The following is a 16,362-nucleotide window of genomic DNA, read 5'->3' as shown; positions in this document are numbered from 1 at the left end:
GGTTTTAGCCGCCCGCTACGCCCCCCCCGCGGCCGGAGGCCGCCAAGCAGACTTTCCTGCGTCGGAGGGAGCGAAGCGAGTGGAGGTGAAGGAAAGTCAGCGGTCGGAGTGCACATTTTCGTGACGGAGCGAGGAACGAGCGCAGTCACGAAAATGTGTGCTACGGGCGCACTCAAACAAAAGCGCCACACCCTGCCCAAGGGCCGACCGACCCCGGAGCAACAGCGGAACGCACCAGAGCAAGGTGAATGGCCACCTGGAACTACCCAGGCGGGTCGCGGCGGTGAGGGACGGTTGGCAGGGGTGTCGGGGGAATTGCCGCCGGGCGGGTGGGTTGTCGCATAGCCTGACGGGGTGCGGCCGGGGGTGGCCGTGGGGCCGGGGGGCTGGGGGTATCGGGTGCGGGATTTGCGTGCCGATGTGCGGCGGGTCGTACGGGGGGCCGCCGGGCGGTTCGTCGTGCCCGTCGCGGCGCAGTTCGACGCCGCGACGCGCGCTCGTCGGTGGGAGTGGTTTCGCGAGGCGTTCCCGGACATCGACAAGCTGCGGGTGGTCGACCTCGGCGGGTCCGTCGACTTCTGGTTGCACGCGCCGGTGCGGCCGGCGCATGTCGAGGTGGTCGGCATCGACGCCAAGCCGCGGCGGGTGCTGTCGTGGCTGGAGCTCGGGGTCGGCGATCCGGTGACGTACGCCGGAGCGTACGACGTCGCCCTGTGCGACGGGCTGTTCGAGGTCGAGTCCGGTCGTCGGCGCGAGGCGCTCGCGGGGGCGGTGCGCGGGCTCGCCTCCCGCTACTGGGTGCGCGCCGCGCGCGTTCGGCGGGCGGAGTTGGAGCGGTTGTTCCCGGACGCCGTCGTGCGCCGGGAGCGCCGGGGCGGGCTCGTGGTGTCGCATATCGCCGCCAAGCCCCGCTAGCGCGGGGACGGCAAGGGTTCTTGGGGAGGGGAACAGCATGCGGGTGGTCATCGCGGGTCAGGGGTACGTCGGGCTGCCGCTGGCGGTACGCGCGGCGCAGGTCGGCCACGACGTCGTCGGCTACGACACCGACGCACGGCGGGTGAAGCAGCTTGCCGCGGGCGAGTCCTATGTCGAGGACATCCCGTCGGCGCAGGTCAAGGAGATCCTGGACGCGGGCCGCTACCGCGCCACCGCCGAGCCGCGCGAGCTGGGCGGGTTCGACATCGCGGTCATCACGGTGCCCACGCCGCTGCGCGAGGGCGTGCCGGATCTGACGTACATCGAGGACTGCGCGCGCACGCTGTCCCGGTATCTGCGGCCGGGCGCGACGGTGGTGCTGGAGTCGACGACGTACCCGGGCACGACCGAGGAGTTGGTCGGGCCGCTGCTGGAGGAGGGCTCCGGGCTGGCCGCCGGGCGGGACTTCCACCTCGGCTACAGCCCCGAGCGCATCGACCCGGGCAATCCGACGTGGAACCTGGTCAACACGCCGAAGGTGGTCTCCGGGATCGACGCCGAATCGCTGGCCGTCGTCGACGGGTTCTACGGCTCGCTGGTGGACCGCACGGTGCCGGTCACGTCGCCCAAGGAGGCCGAGCTCGTCAAGCTGATCGAGAACACCTTCCGGCACGTCAACATCGCGCTCGTCAACGAGGTCGCGATGTTCGCCCACGACCTGGGCATCGACGTGTGGGAGGCGATCGACGCGTGCTCGACGAAGCCGTTCGGCTTCATGCGCTTCACCCCCGGGCCCGGCGTCGGCGGCCACTGCCTGCCGATCGACCCGTCGTACCTGTCGTGGCGCGTGCAGCGCACTCTCGGGCAGAGCTTCCGGTTCGTCGAACTGGCCAACGACGTCAACAACCACATGCCCGACTACGTGGTACGCCGCCTCACCGCCGCGTTCAACGCCCGGCAGCGCTCGGTCAACGGGTCGCGCGTGCTGCTGCTCGGTCTCGCGTACAAGAAGAACACCGGCGACGCGCGCGAGTCGCCGTCGACGCGGATCGCCCGCCTGCTGCTGGACCTCGGCGCCGAGGTCAGCGCGGTGGACCCGCACGTCGACCTCGCGCAGCGGGTCGACGCCCGGCTGGTCCGCGTGGAGCTGACGGCCGAGGCGGTCGCCGCGGCGGACGCGGTGGTCCTGCTGGTCGACCACGACGACCTGGACCTCGCGCTGGTGCGCGAGCACGCCGCGTACATCCTCGACTGCCGCCGCTCGCTGGGCCGCGCGGACAACGTCGAGGTGCTGTAGCAGTCGTCCGATCAGCGGTGACCGGAGTGGAGGGGTCGTGAACAACGCCACGGGGGCGTCGAGCGCAGGCGGGCCACCTGTCGATCCGCGGCCGGGGTTCGCCCCGGAACGCCTGGCCCGGCTCGCGGTACGCGCGGTCGCCGATCTGAAGCTCGACCTGACCGGCCGTACGGTGCTCACCGAGGCGGCGACCGGGGCGTACGCGGTCACCCCGGTCCTCGCCTCGCTCGCCGGCGCGCGCGTGATCGCGCTGACCCGCGACACCAGGTACGGCACCGCCGAGGAGGTACGCCACCTCACCGGCCTGGTCGCCCTGTTCGCGGGCACCCGGCAACCCATCGACATCGTCACCGAGTTGACGCCACGTCATATCGAGGCGGCGGACGTCGTGACCAACAGCGGCCATCTCCGGCCCATCGACGCGGAGTTCGTCGCCCGCCTCAAGCCCACCGCCGTCGTCCCCCTGATGTACGAGGCATGGGAGATCGGCCTCGGCCGCCAGGACGTGGACCTCGCCGCCCTGCGGGAACGCGGCATCTCCCACGCGGGCACCAACGAACACCACCCGTCCGTCGGCGTGTTCGACCACCACCGCGCCATGGTGGTGCGCCTGCTGTCGGACTGCGGCGTCGCGGTCTACGGGGCGAACTGCGTCGTCCTGTGCGACAACCCCTTCGAGCCGGAGATCGTCGACGGCCTCGTCCGGGCCGGCGCGCAGGTGCACGGCGCGGACTCGCTGGACCTGGTGAACACCCCGGAGGACGTCGACGCCGTCGTGGTCGCGCTGCGCCCCGGCGACCGGCCCGTCATCGGCGCCGCCGAGGCGGCCAGGATCGCCGCCCGTTGGCCGGGGGCCGCGGTCGTGCAGGTGTGGGGCGACCTCGACCGCGAGGCGCTGACCGCGAGCGGCGTGCCGTTCTGGCCGCCCGTCGGCCCCGCGCCGGGGCACATGGCGATCCTGCCGTCCGCGGTCGGCCCGGAACCGATCGTGCGGCTTCAGGCGGGCGGGCTGAAGGTCGCTCAGATCCTGCTCACCAGGCCGGAGTTGCGCAGTGACGAGGACAGGGAGTACATCGATGACCTCTGAGGCGAAGCCGCGCGTGCTCCTCGTCGGTATCGGCCCGACCACCCGAGACGCACTCGAGGCCCTGGCCGAGCGCTTCGACGTCGTGGCACTGGTACGCCCCGGCGACGACGACACGACCGCGTACGCCGGGAAACTCGGCGTACCCGTCGAACCCGGCACGCGCGTCGCCGACATCGAGGCGCTCGTCGAACGCCTGGCTCCCGAAGCCGTCGTGGTCTCGTCGTACGACCGCATCCTCCCCGACCGCCTGCTCTCCCGCTGCCCGTTCGTCAACGTGCACTACTCGCCGCTGCCGCGCGGGCGCGGCCGGGCCAACGTCAACTGGGCGATCGTCAACGGCGACGCCGAGACGGCCATCTCGGTGCACACCATGGCCCCGGGGCTGGACGCCGGGGGCATCCTGCACCAGGAGTCCGTCCCGATCGGTCCGCGCGACACGGTGACCGACCTGTACGACCGCCTCAACGGCCGCCAGCGCGCCGTTCTCGCGGACGCCGTCGCCCGCCGCCTGGCCGGCGACGAGGGCGATCCCCAGGACCACTCCCTGGCGACGTACGGCTGCACCCGGCTGCCCGAGGACGGCGAGATCGCGTGGTCCGCACCGACCGCGGTGACCGATCGGCTGATCCGCGCGCTGACGCCGCCGTACCCCGGCGCCTTCACGCACCTCGGCCTCGAAACCCTGCGCATCCTGCGCGCCGAGCCCGCCCCCGACGCCCCCGACTACACCGGCCGAGTCCCGGGACGCGTGGTCCTGGTCGACCGCACCGGCGCGGGCTGGGTCGACGTGCTGACCGGCGATGGCGTTCTGCGCGTCCACGAAGTCGCGGTCGGGGACGGCGAGTCCGCGGCGGTGCCGGCCGCGAGCGTGATCAGGTCGGTCAAGACGACCCTCGGCCTGCGCACCGCGGACCTGCTGCGCCTGCTGCGCGCCGCGCCCACCCGGGAAGACGGCTGAGGCCGTCGGCTGCTACGGCACCCGTTCCGACGGGTCGACGCGCAGCGGAACCGTGCCGCCCGAGACGCATTCACCGGTCGCCAGGTCCCACTTCCAGTGGTGTCGCGGGCATTCGACGACGCCGTCCTCGATGTCGGCGTGCGCGAGGTCCTCCCCCGCGTGCGGGCAGAACCGCTGGAAGGCGTACCCGCAGCGCTCGATCGTCTCGCCCGACGCAGCCTCGTCCCGTTCGCGGACCATCTGCATGGTCTGGGCGGGCTGGTTGCCGTAGCGCAGCAGGCTCATCAGCGTCAGGTCGAACACGTCCGGGTCGCGGTGCAGGCTCAGCCGCAGCGACAGCAGCGCCTCCTCCCACCCGATGCGCCCGTCCACGATCGCCCGCAGGGCGCGCGGCGGAACGTGGATGGTGTAGCCCGCGTCGACCGGGTCCTCCTCCAGCACGCCGCCGACCCGGCCCAGGCGTACCGCCCACGTGACGCCGTCCGCGACCAGCCGCACGTCGCGCTCGTAGTCGGCCAGGAACCGCTTGTTCCAGCTCGTCAACTTGGCGAAGTACCCGCTCAGTTCCTCGGCCCCCACCGGCTCGAACGGTTCCTCGTGGTACGCCGCCCACTCGTCCGCCCGGCGCACCCGGTACGCCGCGAGGTACCCCTCCGGGTCCTCCCGCCACGCCGCGCGCCCCGGCAGGCCCGACTCGACGGGTCCGTCCGCGGTCAGCGCGTCGCCCGGTTCCAGGCAGACCGCCGCCACCCCGGGGCAGGCCGCCGCGAAGTCGTCGGCCAGGTCGTCCCACACCGGGAAGATGGTCGCCGTACGGTCGTTGAACCGCTCCAACTCGGGGTCGAGGAAGCACGGCGGGCCCGCCGCTGGGAGGTACGCGGACGCACCCGTCAGCCGCACCTTGCGCACGAGCGTGTCGAACAGGTCGCCGCGCACCTCCGCGGTCTTGCGGCGCTGCACCTCGTCCGGGTAGGCGTAGCAGTTCGGGTACCACATGGCTCCCGAGTACTGCGCCGACAACAGGTCCACGTCGGTGGGCAGTTCGGACAGCGGGGTGTTGCAGTCGTTGAGGTCGAGGAAGCGGAAGCCGTCGAGGTCGACGACGAGCCCGCTGTCCTCCTTGTGGCTTGTGTCGAGGAGCATCGTGAGCACGAACCCGTCGGCCACCTCGTGGCGTTCCTTGTGCCCGAGGCTGACCACGGTACGGAAGCCCAGCTCCTCCAGCCGCCGCACCAGCGCCTTGGAGCGGAAGCGCGGCACGACAACGGTCGTCGCGTCGCGGTCGATGAGTTCGAGGGTCCGCTCGTCGAAGTGGTCCTCGTGCGCGTGCGACAGGTAGAGCAGGTCGTACACGTTCGTCACCACGTCGTCCAGCAGCGGCCGGTTGTCCGGGAACGGGAACCACGAGCCCAGGAACGCCGGGTGGAACCACGGGTCGATCAACAGCCGCACACCCGCGTGCTCGATCTCGTAGGACGCGTGCCCGAGCGACCGGATGCGGGCGCCTCGGGGCAGCGTGCGGCCGGTCATGCGCCGCTCCCGGAGGCTCCCGCCCGGGCCAGCGCCTTGCCCAGCGCCTCGGCCACGCGGACCTGCTGCTCCTCGGTGATCTGCGGGAACAGCGGCAGCGTCAGGATCTCCGCCGCCGCCCGTTCGGCCACCGGGAAGTCACCCGGACGGTGGCCGAGTTCGCGGAAGGCGGGCTGGAGGTGAACCGGCACCGGGTAGTGGATCCCGGCGCCGATGCCGGCGGCGTTGAGTTCCGCCAACACCTCGTCGCGCCGCGGTACGCGGACCGCGTAGAGGTGCCACACGTGCACGTTGCCGGGTGCGGTACGCGGCAGCCGTACGTCCTCGAAGTCCGCCAGCAGCGCGTCGTACCGGGCCGCCGCGGCCCGGCGGGCGGCGTTCCAGTCGGCGAGCCTCCGCAGTTTCGCGCGCAGCACGACCGCCTGCAGGGTGTCGAGACGGGAGTTGAAGCCGAGCCGGTCGTGCACGTACTTGCGGGACGAGCCGTGGTCGCCCAACTCACGGACCAGCCGGTCGATTTCGGCATCGTTCGTGAGCACCGCGCCGCCGTCGCCGTACGCCCCGAGGTTCTTGCCCGGGTAGAAACTGGTGCCGGCGGCAAGGCCCCACGATCCGGCGCCGCGGCCGTCCTGGGTGGCGCCTTGGCACTGCGCGGCGTCCTCGAACAGCCGCAGCCCGGTCTCGGCGGCCAAGGCCGCCAGCGGTGCCATCGGGGCGAGTTGGCCGTTCAGATGGACGGGCAGCAGGCCCCAGGCGTCGCCGCGCGATTCGGCGGCACGCTCCGGGTCGAGGAGCAGGAACTCGTCGTCCACGTCCGCGAACACCGGCCTGCCGCCGGCCCGGACGACCGCTTCCGCGGACGCCACAAAGGTGTTGGCGGGCATGACCACCCCGGCGCCGGCCGGCATCTCGGCGGCGCGCAGCGCGAGTTCGAGAGCGTCGGTGCCGTTGGCGACGCCGACGCAGTGCGCGGTTCCGCTGAACGCGGCGAACTCGGCTTCGAAGGCCGCCACATCCGGGCCCTTGATGAACGCGCCGGTGGCCAGGACGCGGGCGAAGCCCTCCTCCACCTCGGCGGCGACCTCGGCGTGTCCGGCCAACAGGTCGACCAAGGGGACGTTCCCGGCGGCCGGGCTCGTCGCGGGGTTCGCCGTCGCGTCAGTCGCCGGACTCGACGCCGGCCTCGCTGCCGGGCTCGCTGCCGGACTCGATGCCGGGCTCGTCTCCTGACTCATGCCCCCGCCTCCGCCAGCTCCGGTGCGGCGACGCCCGCCGCCGCGTACAACACCGAGACCACACGGTCCTGCTGAGCTTCCGTCAGATCGTGGAAGAGCGGCAGGATCAGCGAGTCCCGGGTCAGGCGCTCGGTCGCGGGAAGCGGCCCGTGGGGGGTGTCGGCGTACGCGGGCTCCAGGTGCGCCGCCATGATGCCGCGCCGCGCCGATATGCCCTCGGCGGACAGTCGGCCCAGGAGCGCGTCGCGTTCGAGCGGGAAGTCCTCGGGGAGCAGCGCCCAGCACGCCTGGTAGTTCGTCGTGCCGTACTCGGGGTCCGCGACGAGCCGCAGCCCCGGCACCCCGGCCAGCAGCCTGCGGTACCGGTCCGCCAGCTTCCGGCGGCGCTCGACCATGGCGTCCAAGCGCCCGAGTTGCACGAGTCCGATGGCGGCCTGGACGTCGGTCATGCGGTAGTTGAAGCCGAGTTCGTCGTACGTCTCCAGAACCGGCGGCGCGCCGCCCCGGTCGGCCGCGTCGCGGTCCGCCGCGCTGACGCTCATGCCGTGCTCGCGCAACCGCCGCAGCCGGACGGCGACATCGGCCCGGTCCACCGTGACCATGCCGCCCTCGCCGCAGGTGAGCAGCTTGCGCGGGTGGAACGAGTAGGTCGCGAAGGCCGCCCCCGCGCCGATTTGGCGGCCGCGCAGCCGGGAGCCGGCCCCGCACGCGGCGTCCTCGACCACGACGATGCCCAGCGGATCGCAGAGTTCGCGTACCGCGTCGAGGTCGGCGGGCACGCCGCCCTGATCGACCAGGATCACGGCCCGCGTGCGAGGCGTGCGCACCGCGTCGACGGTGTCCGCCGTGAGGTTGCCGGTCTCGATGTCCACGTCCGCGAAGACGGGGCTCGCGCCCACGTACCGCACCGCGTTCGCGGTCGCGATGAACGACAGCGACGGGACCACGACTTCGTCGCCTGGACCGACCCCGGCGCCGATCAGCGCCAGATGCAGCGCGGTCGTGCACGACGACACCGCGACCGCGTCGGCCGCGCCGACCCGCTCGGCGAACGCCGCCTCGAACGCGGCCACTCTCGGCCCCTGGGCCACCCACCCGGAGCGCACGGCCTCGGCCGCCGCCTCCGCCTCCTCCGGACCGAACCACGGCCGCATGACCGGAATACGCTCGCTCACCGAACCCCCCACACGGATTTCCCCCCACGTTTGTCCACTTGCCTCGGGCGGCCGCCTCGTCCGGCCGCCCGGTCCCACCGCTCCTCGGTCAACCGCCCCCTACGGCCGCCGTCACTTGCTGTCCACCCACCACCGCACGAGTTGGCGCAGCCCCTCGTCGAGCCCGATCTCGGCGCGGAAGCCGAGGTCGCGCTCGGCCTTGCCGGTGTCCGCGAGGCGCCGCGTGACACCGTTCACGGCGCGCTCCGGGCCGTGTTCCACGCCCAGTTCGGAGTCCATCGCGACGAGCAGCCGCTCGGCCAGCTCCTTGAGCGACGTCTCGACGCCGGACGCGATGTTGTAGACCTCGCCGGTCACCGGGGCCTGGACGGCCAGCAGGTTCGCGCGCGCGATGTCGGCGGTGTGCACGAAGTCCATGGTCTGCAGGCCGTCGCCGAAGATCAGCGGGGGCTCGCCCTTCGAGATGCGCTCCATCCAGCGGATCAGCACTTCGGTGTAGAGGCCGTGGATGTCCATCCGCGGGCCGTACACGTTGAAGTAGCGCAGCGCCACGTAGTCGATGCCGTACATCGCCCGGAAGCTGCGCAGCAGGCCCTCGTTGAACAGCTTCGCGGCGCCGTAGATCGTGTCGTTGTCGTACGGGTGGTGCTTCTCGGTCGTCGGGAACTCCTCGGCGAGGCCGTAGACCGATGCGGACGACGAGGCCACCACCTTGCGCACCCCCGCCTTCTGCGCGGCCTCAAGCACGTCGAACGTGCCGTCCACGAGCACTTCGAGGGCCAGCCTCGGGTCCTCGACGCACTGCGTGATGCGGATCGCGGCGAGGTGGAAGACCACATCGGTGCCCGGCATCAGATCGGAGAGCAGGGCGCGGTCGCGGATGTCGCCTTCGACGAGGCGGCAGCGGCCCTCGCGGGCGGGGTCGAGGGCGTACGCGAGGTTCTCGCGCCGCCCGCGCGTCAGGTCGTCGAGCACGACCACTTCGCGCGCGCCCGCGTCGAGGAGCTGGTCGGCAATCGTCGAACCGATCGTCCCCGCACCGCCGGTGACGAGGCATCGGGAGCCGGCGAGGGACACCGCCGGGGTGCCGGGGGCGGCCGCGTCCACGCCGTGCTCAGCTTCCGTCGGCTCAAGGGGCTCGGGTGCCATGCGTGTTCAGCCCTTCGTCGGCGCCGGGGAAACCGGCTGGATCGGCGTCGCGGCGGCGACCGACGCGGCCACCGGTACAGATGCGGGCACGGGCACCGGCCGGGCGGCCGGAACCCCGGGTCCCACCGGGACCGCGTGGCCCCCCGTCTCCAGGCTGCGCGAGGCGGCCTCGAGCAGTTCGAGCACGCGCAGGCCCGACCGTCCGTCGGTCAGCGCGGGCCGTGTCTCCGCGATCGCCGACGCGAACTCGGCCATGACGCCGCGCAACGCCTCGGTCTCCGGCAGCGCGGGCGACACCACGTCGCCGGTGCGGTACGACACGAGCTTGCTGTAGCGCGCCTCGCGGCCGAGCGCGGCGTCCTGCGCGAGGTCTATCCCCTTGTCGTGCACGTGGAGCCGGGCGGCCGGGTTCATGTCGTCCCACACCAGCGTGCGGCGCGACCCGCCGATGATCGTCGTACGCACCTTGGTCGGCGACAGCCAGTTGACGTGCACGTGCGCCATGGCGCCGGTGTTCAGGCGCAGCACGAGGTACGCCAGGCAGGCCCGCCCCGTACCGATCGGGTCGGCGCCGTGCGCGGACACCGAGATCGGGTGCACACCGGGCGGCAGGATGAAGTCGAGGATCGACAGGTCGTGCGGCGCGAGGTCCCACAGCACGTCGACGTCGGGTTGGACGAGCCCGAGGTTGATGCGTACCGAGTCGACGAACTGCACGTCGCCCAGCTCGCCGCCGTGGATCATGTCGCGGATGCGGCGGACCACCGGCATGTAGCAGAACGTGTGGTCGCACATGAGCGTCAGGCCGTTGCGCTCGGCGAGTTCCACCAGCTTGACGGCGTCCGCGCGCGACGACGTGATGGGCTTCTCGACCAGCACGTGCTTGCCGGACTCCAGTGCGGCGCGCACGAGTTCGAAGTGCGTCGCGGCAGGTGTCGCGATGGCGACGGCCTGCACCGCGTCGTCGTTCAGGACGTCCTCGTAGGACGTCGTCACCCGGACCGTGCTGTAGGCGCCGAGCACCGCCCGGGCGCGGGCCTCGTCCAGGTCGCACAACGCCTCGACCCGGAGCCCGGGTGTGGCCTGCGCGTTGCGTACCAGATTCGGGCCCCAGTAACCGGCGCCGACAACCGCCAACCCCACAGAAGACATGACGAAACGTCAACTCCTTGGCTTCCCCCTGCCACACGCCCCCCTGGCCTGCGACATCCCCACCCGCGGTGCCCGCGGCCGACCGCGTTCCGCCCCGACGGCGCACCCGGCATGAACCCCCACCCCGGGCGTGCTCGTCGACGTGCTGCGGACCGTCCCCACGACGCTAGCGCCCGGGAGGCGCTGCGGGTGCCCATCCGCAGAAAAATCGGGGTGGACCGTGCGATGTGGTCCGGGAACCACCCGGTGGGCGACGTGGAACCGGCCTCCGGGCCGCCGCGGGAAAACGGAACTCCGGTTTCCGATAGCGTCTGTGGCGGTGATCACTTAGGGTCACCCTGGTTGTGTGGCGTGCGACTCCGTTTGGCACCCTGTGACAAGGACACGCGTCCGAGACGCCCGACGGAAGAACGGCAGACTCACGCCGGCACCAGTTGCAGGAAGGAAAGCGATCGTGGCCCCGCTCAACCCGACGACCAGCCGGGCACCGCAGGAAACCACGACGGACGGCGCCGGGGCGGTGCTCGTGCGCGTACCGCGCGACAGCATCCTCCCGGCCGTGGCAGCGGCCCTGTTCACCGGCAAGAAGGTGCGTACCAGGGCGGGGGCGAAGGGCGACACGGCGCCCGCACCGCACCCGTTGGTCCGCGAGTTCCTCGCCGGGCTCCCCGCCGACCAGCGCGAGCGCTGGAACGGCCGGTGCCCGGAGGTCGAGCTGCTGTCCGAACACCTCATCGAGGCCGAGGAATCACGCAAGGGGCGCGCCGCCAAAAAGCCCTTCACCCTGGCCGACGCGCGGCGCGCACTGAAGGGGGCACGTGTGACGCTGCGTCGCATTCGCGAGGAGGGGGACCCGGAGCACGGCGGTTACCAGCCGCCCTGCCGTTCGTGCGCGGCGCTCCTGGAGCACTTCGGCGTCACCGCGACGGAGGGCTGAGCGTGTCACGGTTCCCGACCGAGGTGGTGTACGAACTGGGCCGCGCGGGCTGGCGGGTGGGCCGTAAGCGCCTCGAACAGGCGGAGGCCTGGGCGAAGGAGGTGGCCGACCACACGTCGCCGGACGGCTACCGGCACACGGTCTTCCCGGCCGCACTGGACGCGTGGTCGGAGTTCGGCGGGCTGCGCGTGGCGGTCGACGGACCGGGGGCGGCGGTCGCGCTGCGGCCGTTCACCATCGATCCGAGGGTGGGGCTGCACCTGGCCCGCACGCTGGGGGACGTCGGGCGCGCGCTCGGCACGCACCTGTGCCCGTTGGGCGGGGAGGACGGCGGGGCGGGCTACCTGGCGATCGACCCGTCGAGCCGGGTGTTCGCGATAGACCACACCGGCGAGTGGTTCCTCGGCGAGAGCATGGACGCGGCGTTGATCACACTGATCCTGGGCACCGCGCCGGCGCGCGTGCGCGACGACGGCAGCTGGTAGCCGCCGCGGCGTCGGGAGTTCAGGAGTCGCAGAAGCCGGTTCAGGAGTTGTAGAAACTCTGCGCGCGTTCGAGGCCGTCGGTGATGAGCGACTCGACGGCGTCGGCGGCGCGGTCCACCTCGACGTCCAGGCCCTTGCGCTCGGTCGACGAGAAGTCCTTGAGCACGTACGCCGCGACATCCATGCGCCCGGGCGGTCGGCCGATGCCGAACCGCACTCGGTAGTAGTCCGGCCCGAGCGACTTGGTGATCGGCTTCAGGCCGTTGTGGCCGTTGTCGCCGCCGCCGCGCTTGAGGCGCAGCACCGCGAAGTCGATGTCGAGTTCGTCGTGCACGACGACGATCCGCTCGGTCGGGACCTTGTAGAAGTCCCGGAGCGCGGTGACCGGTCCGCCGGAGAGGTTCATGTACGTCATGGGCTTGGCCAGCACGACGCGCCGGCCCGCGAGCCGGCCTTCCAGCACCTGGGCACGCGACTTGTGGGCCTTGAACTTGCCGCCCACGCGCGCCGCGAGGAGGTCGGCGACCATGAACCCGACGTTGTGGCGGTTGCCTTGGTACTCGGGCCCGGGATTGCCGAGGCCCACGACCAGCCACGGACCGTTGTCGTCCGTGGCGGCGTGGGCCTGCGGCGTCACCATGTCGAGTGTTCCCCGTGTCGTCCGGGCCGTGTCGGCTCGGGCTGTCTCGGTCCGCGTCGGGTGCGGATCAGGCCTCGACGGGCTCGGCGTCCGCCGGAGCCTCGGCCTCGACGGTCTCCTCGTCGGACGCCTCCGCCTCGGCCGCGGCCGGGACCATGACGTGCAGCACGACGGCGTCGCCGTCGATCGCGAGGGTCGAACCGGACGCCAGCTTGACGTCCTTGGCGTGCACGGACTGGCCGGCCTCCAGGCCCTCGACCGAGATCTCGATCGACTCGGGCAGGTGGGTGGCCTCGGCCTCGATCGGCAGCGCGACCAGGACGGTCTCCAGCAGGCCGCCGGGGGCGACGGTGCCGGTGGCGACGACCGGGACGTCCACGACGACCTTCTCGCCGCGCTTCACCAGGATCAGGTCCACGTGCTCGAGGTGGCGCTTGATCGGGTGGCGCTGCACGTCCTTGGGGAGCGCGAGCTCCTTCTTGCCGTCCACGTCGAGGGACAGCAGGACGTTCGGCGTCTTCAGCGCGAGCATCAGGTCGTGGCCCGGCAGCGACAGGTGGACCGGCGCGGTGCCGTGCCCGTACAGGACGGCGGGAACCTTGCCCTCGCGACGGGCACGTCGCGCGGCGCCCTTGCCGAACTCGGAACGCGACTCGGCGGCGATACGGACCTCGGACACGACGGGTACTCCTCGAAACGACGCGGTGGCGGATGTGCGGGGTGGGATCCCCATGGATGAAGCCCGATCCGAGCGACGCCGGAAAGCGGACGAACTCGATCGGACCCCGTGGTGCCCGAGTGGCACCGGGTTCCCTGCACCCTGTGAGGAGCGTGCAAGCCGTCAGCTACCGCGTCGATCACGGAGCAAGATCTCGCATCCCTCGCCGGGCAACCCCGTAAGCCTACCCGCAACCTCGGGTGAGGCTGAAATCGGGTACCCCCGAACAGCCGGACGCCGCCCGGTCGCGAAGACCGGACGGCGTCCGAAGAGGCGTTCCGCACCGGCCCGTTGGGCCGGTACACGAACTCCCGGGAGCCCGAGGGCGACCGCTCAGCTGTGGCCCTCGAACAGGCTCGTGACCGAGCCGTCCTCGAAGACCTCGGTGATGGCACGGGCCACCATCGGCGCGATCGACAGCTCGGTGAGCTTGTCGAAGCGGCGGTCGTTCGGGATGGGCAGCGAGTTGGTCACGATGACCTCGCTGATCCGGGAGTTCTTCAGGCGGTCCACCGCGGGGCCGGACAGCACCGCGTGAGTCGCGGCGACGATGACGTCCGCCGCGCCGTTGGCGAACAGCGCCTCGGCGGCCGCGCAGATCGTGCCGCCGGTGTCGATCATGTCGTCGACCAGCACACACGTGCGGCCCTCTACCTCACCGACGACCTCGTGCACGGAGACCTCGTTGGCGACGTTCGGGTCGCGGCGCTTGTGGATGATCGCCAGCGGCGCGCCGAGGCGGTCGGTCCACTGGTCGGCCACGCGCACCCGGCCGGCGTCCGGCGACACCACGGTCAGGCGCTCGCGGTCCACCCGGTTGCCGACGTGGTCGGCCAGCAGCGGCAGCGCGAACAGGTGGTCCACCGGGCCGTCGAAGAAGCCCTGGATCTGCGAGGTGTGCAGGTCCACGCACATCAGGCGGTCGGCGCCCGCGGTCTTGAACAGGTCGGCCATCAGGCGGGCCGAGATCGGCTCGCGGCCGCGGTGCTTCTTGTCCTGGCGGGCGTACCCGTAGAACGGGATGATCACGGTGATGCGCTTGGCGGAGGCCCGCTTCAGCGCGTCGACCATGATCAGCTGCTCCATGATCCAGGTGTTGATCGGAGCGGTGTGGCTCTGGATGACGAACGCGTCGGAGCCGCGGACGGACTCCTCGAAACGTACGTAGATCTCACCGTTGGCGAAGTCGAAAGCCTTGGTCGGGACAAGAGTCGCACCGAGCTCGGACGCCACTTCCTTCGCCAGCTCGGGGTGGGCCCTGCCGGTGAACAGCATGAGCTTGCGCTCAGGTGCCAGCTTGATCCCGGTCACTGATCCATCTCCTTGTTGCTCGCCTCGACCTGGCCGGCGGTCGGCCCTGCCGTGTCCTGCACGTCCCCGGCCGCATCCCGCTGCGCCGTGCTGCGCTGCGCCGCCTCGGCGGCAGGCGAACCCGCGCGCCGCCGGACGACCCAGCCCTTGATGTTCCGTTGGCGACCGCGCGCCACCGCCATCGCTCCGGGCGGGACGTCCTCGGTGATCACCGACCCGGCTGCGGTGTACGCTCCGTCACCGATGGTGACCGGCGCTACCAGCATCGAATCGCTGCCCACTCGTACATGGTCGCCCACCACGGTGTGGTGCTTGGCGACTCCGTCGTAATTCACGAAAATCGTAGCGGCACCGATATTGGCGCCGACACCGATGGTCGCATCCCCGACGTAGGACAGGTGCGGGACCTTGGAACCCTCGCCTACCTGCGCGTTCTTCATCTCGACGAATCCGCCGGCCTTCGCCTTGGCGGCCAGCACCGTCCCCGGGCGCAGGTACGTGTACGGCCCGACCGTCGCGCCCGGACCGATCACCGCACCCTCGCACGTGGCGTTCAGGACGTGCGCGCCGACCTCGACCCGGGTGTCACGCAGCGTGCAGTTCGGCCCGACCTCGGCGCCGGCCCGCACCACCGTGCGGCCGTGCAGCTGGGTGTTGGGCAGCACCGCCGCGTCGGCCTCCAGGACCGCGTCGACGTCGATCCACGTGGTCGCCGGGTCGACGACGGTGACCCCGGCGCGCATCCAGTCCTCGACGATGCGCCGGTTCAACAGCCCGCGCGCCTCCGCGAGTTGCACCCGGTCGTTGATGCCGAGGATCTCGCGGTGGTCGGCGGCGGCGACCGCGCCGACCCGGTGCCCGGCCTCGCGCAGCACGGTCAGGGTGTCGGTGAGGTACTCCTCGCCCTGGCTGTTGTCGGTGGTCAGACCGGCCAGGGCGGCGCGCAACAGCTTGCCGTCGAAGGCGTAGACGCCGGAGTTGATCTCGGTGATCGCCCGCTGCGCCTCGGTGGCGTCCTTGTGCTCGACGATCCCGGCGACCGCGGTACCGCCCTCGCCGGGGCGGGCGTCGTCGGCGATGCGGACGATGCGGCCGTAGCCGGCCGGGTCGGGCACGTGCGCGGACAGCACCGTGACGGCGTTGCCCTCCAGTTGGTGCGTCTCGACCAGTGCGCCGAGCGTGCCGGCGGTCAGCAGCGGGGTGTCGCCGCACACCACGACGACCGTGCCGGACGGCTCACGGCCCTGGTCGGCGAGCGCGTCGACGGCGACGCGCACGGCGTGGCCGGTGCCGTTCTGCTGCTCCTGGACGACGGTGAGTGCGGCCGGGTCGAGCTCGGCCAGATGCGCGGTGACCTGGTCGCGGCCGTGGCCGACCACGACGACGAGTTCTTCCGGATCGAGTCGTCGCGCGGCCTCGACGACGTGCCCGACCAGGCTGCGCCCGGCGAGCGCATGCAGGACCTTGGGCGTGGTCGCGGATCTCATGCGGGTTCCCTCACCCGCGGCGAGAACGACAACGGCAGCGGGGCGGACGGGGCTCACGCAGGTGGCTCCTCGGCTCTGCTTGCGGGGGGACCGTCCGGTGACAACGTGCCGACGGCAGGCCGAACACGCCGGAAAGACCGGACACTAGCGAGGATACCGGTGCCTCACCGGGGAGCCGCCACCCGGACATGAGCTCCGCTGCCAGGACTCGAACCTGGACATAGGGTTCCAAAGACCCCAGTGCTGCCGATTACACCACAGCGGACCGAACGGACCGGCACGCCGC

15 protein-coding genes and 1 tRNA gene are annotated in these 16,362 nt (G+C 71.8%); 6 read left to right on the top strand and 10 right to left on the bottom strand.

Annotated elements, in window-relative coordinates; genetic code table 11:
* The first annotated feature begins 408 nt into the window (after positions 1-408).
* From AB0C36_RS31310 to AB0C36_RS31295, 4 genes are read left to right on the top strand one after another with little or no spacing between them, the layout of a single operon-like run.
* Entirely contained in the window at positions 409-915 is a 507-nt protein-coding gene (locus tag AB0C36_RS31310; protein ID WP_358360690.1) for a hypothetical protein, read from the top strand.
* Positions 916-952: 37 nt separating this feature from the next.
* Complete coding sequence (locus tag AB0C36_RS31305; RefSeq protein ID WP_358360687.1) at positions 953-2,212, top strand: nucleotide sugar dehydrogenase; 1,260 nt, start codon at positions 953-955, stop codon at positions 2,210-2,212.
* 37 nt (positions 2,213-2,249) lie between these two features.
* Positions 2,250-3,299 (top strand): hypothetical protein, encoded by a 1,050-nt coding sequence (locus tag AB0C36_RS31300; protein WP_358360684.1) that lies wholly within the window; start codon positions 2,250-2,252, stop codon positions 3,297-3,299.
* Entirely contained in the window at positions 3,289-4,257 is a 969-nt protein-coding gene (locus AB0C36_RS31295; protein WP_358360681.1) for a methionyl-tRNA formyltransferase, read from the top strand. The genes AB0C36_RS31300 and AB0C36_RS31295 overlap by 11 nt, the downstream gene beginning before the upstream one ends.
* Positions 4,258-4,269: 12 nt before the next feature.
* Here AB0C36_RS31295 and AB0C36_RS31290 read toward each other — a convergent pair whose 3' ends face one another.
* From AB0C36_RS31290 to AB0C36_RS31270, 5 genes are all read right to left on the bottom strand, one after another.
* Positions 4,270-5,787 carry an MBL fold metallo-hydrolase gene (locus tag AB0C36_RS31290; protein WP_358360678.1) on the bottom strand — a complete coding sequence of 506 codons (1,518 nt, stop codon included), beginning with the start codon at positions 5,785-5,787 and terminating at the stop codon, positions 4,270-4,272.
* Positions 5,784-6,899 carry a DegT/DnrJ/EryC1/StrS family aminotransferase gene (locus AB0C36_RS31285; protein ID WP_358360676.1) on the bottom strand — a complete coding sequence of 372 codons (1,116 nt, stop codon included), beginning with the start codon at positions 6,897-6,899 and terminating at the stop codon, positions 5,784-5,786. The genes AB0C36_RS31290 and AB0C36_RS31285 overlap by 4 nt, the downstream gene beginning before the upstream one ends.
* A 119-nt stretch (positions 6,900-7,018) precedes the next feature.
* Positions 7,019-8,197, bottom strand: coding sequence for a DegT/DnrJ/EryC1/StrS family aminotransferase (locus tag AB0C36_RS31280; protein ID WP_358360673.1), 1,179 nt, complete (start codon positions 8,195-8,197; stop codon positions 7,019-7,021).
* A 111-nt stretch (positions 8,198-8,308) separates the two neighbouring features.
* Positions 8,309-9,346 (bottom strand): NAD-dependent epimerase/dehydratase family protein, encoded by a 1,038-nt coding sequence (locus AB0C36_RS31275; RefSeq protein ID WP_358360670.1) that lies wholly within the window; start codon positions 9,344-9,346, stop codon positions 8,309-8,311.
* Between the two features lie 6 nt (positions 9,347-9,352).
* The gene (locus tag AB0C36_RS31270; RefSeq protein WP_358360669.1) at positions 9,353-10,498 is read right to left on the bottom strand and encodes a Gfo/Idh/MocA family protein; all 1,146 of its coding nucleotides are present in this window, start codon (positions 10,496-10,498) and stop codon (positions 9,353-9,355) included.
* 454 nt (positions 10,499-10,952) lie between these two features.
* Between AB0C36_RS31270 and AB0C36_RS31265 the strand changes: the two genes are divergently transcribed.
* Both AB0C36_RS31265 and AB0C36_RS31260 read left to right on the top strand, forming a co-directional pair.
* Positions 10,953-11,435 (top strand): YwqJ-related putative deaminase, encoded by a 483-nt coding sequence (locus AB0C36_RS31265; RefSeq protein ID WP_358360667.1) that lies wholly within the window; start codon positions 10,953-10,955, stop codon positions 11,433-11,435.
* A gap of 2 nt (positions 11,436-11,437) precedes the next feature.
* A complete protein-coding gene (locus tag AB0C36_RS31260) occupies positions 11,438-11,920 on the top strand; it encodes an SUKH-3 domain-containing protein (protein WP_358360664.1) in 483 nt (160 codons plus the stop codon).
* A gap of 40 nt (positions 11,921-11,960) precedes the next feature.
* Here the strand turns inward: AB0C36_RS31260 and pth are convergent, their stop codons facing one another.
* From pth to AB0C36_RS31235, 5 genes are all read right to left on the bottom strand, one after another.
* Positions 11,961-12,560, bottom strand: a complete 600-nt coding sequence (gene pth / locus AB0C36_RS31255) for an aminoacyl-tRNA hydrolase (RefSeq protein WP_358360662.1) — start codon at positions 12,558-12,560, stop codon at positions 11,961-11,963.
* A 67-nt stretch (positions 12,561-12,627) separates the two neighbouring features.
* Positions 12,628-13,239 (bottom strand): 50S ribosomal protein L25/general stress protein Ctc, encoded by a 612-nt coding sequence (locus AB0C36_RS31250; RefSeq protein ID WP_358360659.1) that lies wholly within the window; start codon positions 13,237-13,239, stop codon positions 12,628-12,630.
* Positions 13,240-13,611: 372 nt separating this feature from the next.
* Positions 13,612-14,589, bottom strand: a complete 978-nt coding sequence (locus tag AB0C36_RS31245; protein WP_358360656.1) for a ribose-phosphate diphosphokinase — start codon at positions 14,587-14,589, stop codon at positions 13,612-13,614.
* Positions 14,586-16,133 carry a bifunctional UDP-N-acetylglucosamine diphosphorylase/glucosamine-1-phosphate N-acetyltransferase GlmU gene (gene glmU / locus AB0C36_RS31240; RefSeq protein WP_358360653.1) on the bottom strand — a complete coding sequence of 516 codons (1,548 nt, stop codon included), beginning with the start codon at positions 16,131-16,133 and terminating at the stop codon, positions 14,586-14,588. Before glmU ends, AB0C36_RS31245 begins: the two co-directional genes overlap by 4 nt.
* Positions 16,134-16,269: 136 nt before the next feature.
* Positions 16,270-16,341, bottom strand: a tRNA-Gln gene (locus AB0C36_RS31235).
* Positions 16,342-16,362 lie beyond the last annotated feature (21 nt).

It is taken from the genome of Streptodolium elevatio, assembly GCF_040649515.1.
Taxonomy (GTDB): domain Bacteria; phylum Actinomycetota; class Actinomycetes; order Streptomycetales; family Streptomycetaceae; genus Yinghuangia; species Yinghuangia elevatio.
The sequence above is the reverse complement of the archived record's forward strand: the minus strand, read 5'-3'. Positions and strand labels throughout refer to the sequence as shown.